General features: G+C 66.0%; 7 protein-coding genes. 3 read left to right on the top strand and 4 right to left on the bottom strand.

Annotated features, from left to right (window positions below):
- Together ABS88_RS24920 and ABS88_RS24915 are read left to right on the top strand one after the other, a co-directional pair.
- Positions 1 to 276: protein kinase domain-containing protein (locus ABS88_RS24920; protein WP_286750922.1), on the top strand; the 276-nt coding region annotated here is incomplete at its 5' end.
- 18 nt (positions 277 to 294) lie between these two features.
- A complete protein-coding gene (locus ABS88_RS24915; RefSeq protein ID WP_286750921.1) occupies positions 295 to 1,767 on the top strand; it encodes a tetratricopeptide repeat protein in 1,473 nt (490 codons plus the stop codon).
- On the opposite strand, the gene ABS88_RS24910 is transcribed toward ABS88_RS24915, so the two are convergent.
- On the bottom strand, positions 1,764 to 2,582 hold the full coding sequence (locus tag ABS88_RS24910) for an ECF-type sigma factor (protein ID WP_286750920.1): 819 nt from the start codon (positions 2,580 to 2,582) through the stop codon (positions 1,764 to 1,766). The genes ABS88_RS24915 and ABS88_RS24910 overlap by 4 nt on opposite strands.
- On the opposite strand from ABS88_RS24910, the gene ABS88_RS24905 reads away from it, so the two are divergent.
- Positions 2,569 to 4,287 carry a YadA-like family protein gene (locus ABS88_RS24905; protein WP_286750919.1) on the top strand — a complete coding sequence of 573 codons (1,719 nt, stop codon included), beginning with the start codon at positions 2,569 to 2,571 and terminating at the stop codon, positions 4,285 to 4,287. The genes ABS88_RS24910 and ABS88_RS24905 overlap by 14 nt on opposite strands.
- A 117-nt stretch (positions 4,288 to 4,404) precedes the next feature.
- On the opposite strand, the gene ABS88_RS24900 is transcribed toward ABS88_RS24905, so the two are convergent.
- From ABS88_RS24900 to ABS88_RS24890, 3 genes are read right to left on the bottom strand one after another with little or no spacing between them, the layout of a single operon-like run.
- Positions 4,405 to 4,857, bottom strand: a complete 453-nt coding sequence (locus ABS88_RS24900; RefSeq protein WP_286750918.1) for a response regulator transcription factor — start codon at positions 4,855 to 4,857, stop codon at positions 4,405 to 4,407.
- Positions 4,858 to 4,899: 42 nt separating this feature from the next.
- Complete coding sequence (locus tag ABS88_RS24895; protein ID WP_286750917.1) at positions 4,900 to 5,571, bottom strand: DUF4386 domain-containing protein; 672 nt, start codon at positions 5,569 to 5,571, stop codon at positions 4,900 to 4,902.
- Complete coding sequence (locus ABS88_RS24890; protein ID WP_286750916.1) at positions 5,568 to 5,987, bottom strand: DUF6326 family protein; 420 nt, start codon at positions 5,985 to 5,987, stop codon at positions 5,568 to 5,570. Before ABS88_RS24890 ends, ABS88_RS24895 begins: the two co-directional genes overlap by 4 nt.
- Positions 5,988 to 6,062 lie beyond the last annotated feature (75 nt).

The raw sequence follows: 6,062 nt of genomic DNA, 5'->3' as shown, positions 1-6,062 counted from the left end.
CTCGATTTCGGCATTGCGCGCCTTGTGGAGATCGAAGGCGAGAGCGAGACACTAACCACGATCGCACTAATGACCCCCGATTATGCGGCGCCCGAACAGCTCGGCAATGCCGCGCCAACCGTCGCAACCGACGTCTATGCGCTGGGTGTCTTGTTGTTCGAGTTGCTCACGGGTCGCAGCCCGTGGCGCGAGCCGGGGTCGGCGCTGCCGTCGGTGATCCGGCGTATCCTGAACGACGATCCGCCCCTGCCCAGCGCGCTCGTGCCGCCCGGCTAACACTTCGGGCGGCGCGAGGTGGCGGGCGATCTCGACGCGATCGTGCTCAAGGCGATGCGCCGCGCGCCGCAGGATCGCTATCGCGGCGTCGGCGATCTGGTCGACGATGTCCGGAGCCATATGGCGCTGCGCCCCGTCGCGGCGCGCTCGGGTTCGGCGGGCTATACGGTCGGGCGCTACCTGCGCCGGCACCGCGTCGCGACGGCGGCGGCAGCCGCCGCGCTCCTTGCCATTGTGGCAGGCGGCGGTGCGGCGGCGTGGCAGGCCCGCCAGACGGCGATTGAGCGCGACGTCGCCTTGGCGGAAGCGCGGCGATCGGAATCGATCAATCGCATGCTGACCGTCATGTTCCGCGACACCGCCAGCAGCGCGGTGGGCGAAGAGGCAACGGTCAAACAGATGCTCGATCAGACGGCGGCGCAGCTTGTCGCGTCGGTCGACCGGAGCGCCAAATCGGCAACGCTGATTACGACGCTCGCCGATCTGTACGTCAATCTGGAAGATGCGGCGGGCGCCGACGCGCTGCTCAGCCAGGCGCTTGCGCGCGGGATCGGCGCGGGCGATCCGGTTGCAACCGCAGAGATAAAGCTTCGCCTCGCCTCGACCGCCGCGGCGATGGGGCGGACCGACGACATGGCGCCGCTGCTCGATTCCGCCGACGCCGTCTTCGCCGCCGACCCAGCCCGTTTCCGCAAGGAACGGCTCGAAAGCATGAGCGGCCGGGCGCAGCTCGCCCGGCGCAAGGGCGATTACGACACCGCCATCCGCCTGCTGCAATTGAGCCTGCCCGACGCCGACCGCGTCTATGCCGAGGATCATCGCGAACTGCTGACCCGCTACAACAACCTACTTGTCTATATGGTCGAGGCGAACCGGCTCGATGCGATGCCCGCGGTCTTTGTCGCCGCCGACGCGGCGCTGGCGCGGACGGGGCAACAGGGCAGCGCGCAGGGGCTGGCCATCGAACAGTTGAAAGGCGTGCGGCTGATGAAGCTCGACCGGCTCGCCGAGGCCGAACGCCTGTTTCGCGGCGTTGCCGACCGGCGCCGCGCGGTATTCGGCAAATCGGCGGCGCTGGCGGTCGATCTGTTGCAACTGGGGCGCGCCGAACTGGCGCTGGGGAAATTCGCCGCGGCGCGCGACGTTCTTGGCGAAGCGCGGCCGATGGCGATCGACAATCTTGGCCCCGATGCGGTGCCGACGCTTGTTATCACGCTGGGGCTTGCCGAAGCTCTGGCCGAGGCGGGCGACACGGGACGGGCCGAAACGCTGATTGGCGAAGTCGCGCCGCGGATCGCCGCCATGGGGCCGGTCGGCCTGCCGCAGGGCATTGCGGCGCGGACGCGGGCGATCATCCGTCTGAAACAGGGACGGATAGCCGAGGCGCGGCGCGAGGCCGACGCATCGGAACAGATATTCCGGACGCTCGGTGCGCCGGGCGAATCCTACCTCAAATCCTTCGCCGCGTTGCGCCGGCGTTTGGCAACCTAACCCGCGTCCATTTCCTTGTGCACCCAGGCGCGCGCCTGGAGCCACCAGCGGCGCACCGTCCGGTCGCTGACGCCCAGGACTTTTGCCGTCTCCTCCTCGGTCATTCCGGCGAAAAAGCGGCAGTCGATCAGTTGCGCAAGATTGGGGTCGAGGCGCGCGAGCCGCTGCAAGGCCTCGCCCAGCCGCACGACATCCTCATCCTCGGGCGCCGCTGCCAGCGAATCGAGGCTTTCGGTAAAGGCATATTCGCCCGCGCCGCGTTTTGCCGTCATGCGGGCGCGGGCGGCGTCGATCAGGATGTGGCGGATGGCGGTTGCCGCACAGCCCAAGAAATGCCGTTCGCTCTCCCAGCCTTCACGCCGGTTCAGCTTCAGATAGGCTTCGGAGATCAGCGCCGTCGTTTGCAACGTCTGCCCACCGCCGGCCCGGTAATGTTCGCGCCGGGCAATGGTTTTCAACTCTTCGTACAGGTTCGCGATCAGCGCGTCGGCGTCGCTGCCTTTGATGCCCGCCCGCTTGCTCTCATCGTTGATCGTCGGTCTCCCGTTATTCCGCTTTCGAGGCGTGACGCGCGCTCTAGATGCCTGATTTCGGGGCCGTTCGCGAGACAATATTGAACATCGCCCGGCCGCCCTGTCCGGTTTCGGCGATGCTTCCCGTCTTACCGGGTGTCGCACCGCTGCGCCCGCCCGCCGGGCGAACGCGGCGGAATCCCGAAGCGATGGCGCCGGTAACAGGTCGCCACGGCAATCCTGCAAGCCGGTCGGTGCCTCGCCGACCCAGAATGAAAGAGCGATCGATATGAAAATCACCATCAGGCTTCTTGGCACCGCCGCACCATTGGCGATCCTCGTGGCTCTAGGCGGAGCAACGCCGGCGCATGCCCAGACCGTCCCCTGCGTCCAGAATCCGGGGCCGGACGATTTTCCCGGCACCGCCGACGACCCTGAAAATTCGCTCCAGTGTGGCATCAATGCCCAGGCGACCAGCGCCGATACGACCGCTTATGGCAATGCGGCGTTTGCGACGGCCCCCGACAGCACGGCGGTCGGCTTTCTTGCTACTGCAGAAGACCTCAACGCGACCGCAATCGGATCCTTCAGCCAAGCAAGCGCAGGCGGCGCGGTCGCGCTGGGTTCGGGATCGGTGGCCGACCGTAATGCCACCGTGTCGGTCGGCAACGCCAATCTGCAGCGCCAGATCGTCCAAGTCGCCGCCGGCACGCAATCCACCGATGCCGTTAACGTCGCGCAGCTCAATACCGCGATGACCGACGCCGTTCTTAGCGCGATTTCCAATTCGGCGGTGGGCGTCGGCACCAGCGGCGATGGCAGCCTGCAAAGCGCCGGCAACAGCGCCAATGGCAATGGCGCCATCGCGCTGGGGCAGGGGCAGACCGCAACCGGCAACGGCGCCGTCGCGATCGGCGATCCGAACGTCGCGACCGGGACCGGCGCGGTAGCGATCGGCGCCGACAATCAGGCGATCGGTGATGGCGCGGTTGCCGTGGGTAACGCCTCCAATGCCCTCGGCCAATCGGCCATCGCCATCGGCGACAATGCGAACGCGCTGTCCGATGGCAGCATTGCCATCGGCCGCGACACGATCGCATCACCGGCGTCGGTCGCTATCGGCGCCAACGCTGCAGCAGGCGGGCAAAATGCAACCGCGGTCGGTCGCGACAGCGTTGCCAGCGGTCTCGCAACGGCCGCCTTCGGTCAGAATGCGGCGGCGGGAGGCGACTTTTCGACCGCCGCGGGCTATGGCGCGCGGGCGGTCAAGGAAGGCGACACCGCGACGGGGTCGGGAGCATTCGCCAACGGCGGCTATTCGGTCGCCGTGGGCGTCAACAGCCAGACCACCGCCCTCAGGGCGACGGCCTTGGGCGTCGATGCGCAGGCGTCGGGCGCGAATTCGGTCGCGATCGGTTCGAGTTCGGTGGCGGATCAGGCCAACACGGTTTCGGTTGGCTCGGCGGGCTTCCAGCGGCGTATCGTGAACGTCGCTGCCGGGACGGCGGCGACCGATGCGGCCAATGTCGGTCAGGTTCAGACGGTCGCGACCGCCGCTGCGGCGGCACAGGCCACCGCCGATGCCGCCGTGTCGCAGAATATGGTGCAGGACAGTCAGATCACCGCGATTCAGACGGTAAACAGCGTGCAGGACAATCGGCTGATGTCGCTGGAAAGCATGGCCGGAACCGCGCTTCCCGCGCTCCAGTCGCTTGCCGCGGCGCACAGTGCACAGATCAGCGACCTCTATGCGATCACCGATCGCGACCGCCGCGACGCACAGCGCGGAACCGCCGCCGCGGTTGCGCTTGTCCCCGCGCCGATGCCGTCCGAACCGGGCAAGACAAGCTACACCTTCAATCTCGCCACCTTCCGCGGCGAACAGGCGGTGGGTGCGTCAGTCGCGCACCGGTTCGGCACCGACAACCCCTTCGCCTTCACGGCAGGCGTGTCCTATGCAGGGAGCCGGAATACGGCGGCGCGCGTCGGCATCGCCGGCGAATTCTAACCTGATACCGGCAGGAGGGGGCAGCTCGAAGCGCGCGCCTTCCTGCCGTCTCTTCGCTGGGCCCTGGCCCCACAAGGCGATGCCCTGGCGCGTTACGTGATCCAGCCGATGGAGCCGCTACGTCGGCTGAAATAGCCGCACGCGAAGATAGTCGCCGAGCTCCTGGCGAGAGGAAAGGCCAAGGAGCAACAATATCCGCGACAAATGGTTGCGGACGGTAAAATGCGAAATGCCGAGTTCGCGGCCGATGCCTTTGTTCGACAGGCCGCGCATGACGCCCACGGCGATTTCGAATTGCCTTTGTGTCAGACCGTCCCGCAATCCCCTCATGTTCGACTCGACCGGCGATATCTCGGAACAGTCGTCGGCATCGGGACGGGAGTCGATTTCGACGCAGGCCGACGCCAGCGCCCGAATTTGCGCAATCGCCTGCCGGTCGTCGGCGACGACAATGAGCAGTCTGGAATTCTGCCGGGTTCGAAGCGCGTCGCGGAGCGGGGCCGCGTGCGGCTTTCCGCAAGGCGTATTTCGATCGCGCCCGAATTCGCCTCGCTTGTCGGGAGCGCTCATCGGCCTTGCTCGGGCAGAACGGCTTCGCTCTGTGTTCGCATGTTATGCCTCGCGCTCGCGAATGCCGAACGCCAGCAACCACAGTGCTAGCGCCAGTTCGCCGAGCAGGGTGGGCAGGGTGAAATATTGCGGAAGCTGCGCCGCCCAGAGCGGCGCTCCGAGCCAGGCGAGGCTGTTGACGAGATTGCATGCCCCCGCCGCAGCAACGAGCAGGCCGATGGCTTTTGGCATGGCGCGTCCGTGCCAAATGAGCCAGCCAAGGAACAGGCAATAAGCGCCGAAGAAGACAAGGCTGATCTTGTAGCCGTCGCCATGGACGCGCAGCAGCAGATACACCCAATCGGCGAGCGAGGATGACGGCTGCCCCAAATCGGGGAGCCGTAAAATCATCGCCGACAGCAGCGTATCGCATGCGAGCATCGCGATGCCGATCAGGCTGAAAGAAGCGGCTATGGCCGAGACCCGCGGCTCTCCCTTGCGGAAGATGCCATGCAGGAGAATGGTGACGCCGATATAGCAACCCAGCATCGCGAGATCGGCGATCATCCCGAACCGGAATGTCGATCCCGATGCGAAAATGGCCTGTGCGGTTGCCGCGGGGTCGCCGCGTACGATCAAGGCGCCGCGGGCGACGACTTCCGCGTATACGCCAAAGCCTATCGTTCCCAGATACAGGAATCCGGCGAGGCGAGCGTGCGAAGCGTCCGCGCTCATTCCGGGCCTCCTTCGGCGGTCGCCCACGTCCAGGCGGCGATGACGATCGCGGCGGTGAGCGCCATCTCGATGACCGCCAGAGTGATGTAGAATGGCGCGGCGCCCGGCAGCGTCATCGCCATGATAGCGGTATACAAAAGGCCGAAGCCGATATTGCTCCAGCGGCAAATTGCTGCCGGGAGATAGAGCGTCGCCGCGATCAGCAGCGCGGGGATCGCCATCATCAGCGAAACGGCAACGAGCATTCCAGGGGTTGCGGGTCCAAGCGGCCCGATATTTCCCTGCGCCATCGATGCCAGCTTGTTATCGGTATAGAGGCCGAAATAGTCGCCATAGACATAGCAGAACATTGTTGCTGTCCAGAGCGTCGACAGTTTGAGGCGGGTAGGGACCGGGATGTCCGTGAGACTCTTCATCGCATGACCTTGTTATGTCCAAAATATGTGCGGCCACGGATCGTCGGGTCGTTGCAAAGAGGCGGGCCGGTCGGC

The sequence above is a fragment of the Sphingopyxis sp. SCN 67-31 genome (assembly GCF_001725095.1).
This window is presented reverse-complemented; position numbering and strand designations above follow the sequence as displayed.